At 38.4% G+C, this 1,311-nt stretch carries 1 protein-coding gene; it reads right to left on the bottom strand.

From position 1 onward, the window contains the following. Window positions 1–202, bottom strand: a 202-nt coding sequence (locus A1D26_RS05295) for a hypothetical protein (protein ID WP_157403045.1), incomplete at its 3' end; no start/stop codon positions are given. Between the last annotated feature and the right edge of the window lie 1,109 nt (window positions 203–1,311).

Raw genomic sequence — 1,311 nt, 5'->3', positions numbered from 1 at the left:
TTCCTTTTCCTCTTCCTGTTTCATACTTATAAATATGTTTCAGTATTGAGTATTGTGGACGAGGCAGAAATACAGGCTTACCAAGTTCCATTACTATCACACGAGTAGTGAAGATACAGTCTGTCCCCCGACAATGCTTTGATGGCGTATTCCCAACGTCAAGAGGAATATCCGACTGCTTACCATTTTGGTCTAAGCCCATAACAACCGTAGGCTATTTCTCATAACGGAGTTTAATCAACTGTTCACTTACGTTTATCTTTCTACCCAGTCTAGCCTCTCTCGAAATGTGTTGTTCATTCCTTCTCAACCTTTCTTCACAGAAAAATTGACCCTTTCGGGGAGTACATTGTCAGGAAGCTCCGCACCACACCGTTGCCAGTGTCGCACTATCGCTAGACTACTGTTAGCCATATAACAGGTTACCTCATTAAACGCCTTGTACTGCTTATATCTTCAATTTGTTTAATTGTAACAATGACAGTAATAGCTTACGCATACTTACTAAGTTAGCTTATACCTAACTGCAATAAATAAGCCCTTGCTTTATGCTTCATAAAATTTACTTTAGTTATTCCATTAACTTAGTTCACAACCAAGAACAACCAATTACTTTTTTCTCTTTCCTTTATCTGTTTATATCCCAATTATACAGATTTTGGTTAGATCAATAGTATGCTTTAATTTAAAGTGTTCCTTTGGTATAATTTTGAGGCGAACGATACCGCTTGCTCATTTCCGCAAGCAAATACACGGTTCAACCACTCGGTTGAAATGGGGTCTTCTAAGAAGATTACCCTTAGTAAAGATAAGTTTAAGTGAAGTATGCCCCTCCTCCCTAAGTCTTACCAAGACTTAGTTCTGTTCCGTTTTCTAGAGGCTGACGGAAACTTTGAGCTTTATTTATAGTAGGTCTGTAAATTATTCTCTAATCTGAGGTATGGGTAACCTAAGTCATTTGCATATTTAGGGATCATCATATGCTTATGCTCTTTACAACCTGTATTCAGGTTAAAACTTGGGAACATTTGTTCCAACAGCGGATCTTGCTTTCTTACTCTTCTTATCACTTAAACTACAAGTAATAAGTACATCTGAGTGAAGACCATACCTTACTGTTATTAGAGTTGGTTAATTTACTTTTACCAACTTAGAACAAGATTTTGAGCAACGCTCCGTTTCTTGCCTGTCTTCCCAACTGCCTCCAAGAGGCAGTTGAAAAGTTGGAAGAGGCTGGCGAAACCAGCTTTCCAAGCGATAACTCCTTGATATATAAGGAGTTTTTCGCCATAAGTACGACAACTTGTCGCA

This window comes from Ursidibacter maritimus (assembly GCF_009761395.1).
Lineage (GTDB): Bacteria > Pseudomonadota > Gammaproteobacteria > Enterobacterales > Pasteurellaceae > Ursidibacter > Ursidibacter maritimus.
The sequence above is the reverse complement of the archived record's forward strand: the minus strand, read 5'-3'. Positions and strand labels throughout refer to the sequence as shown.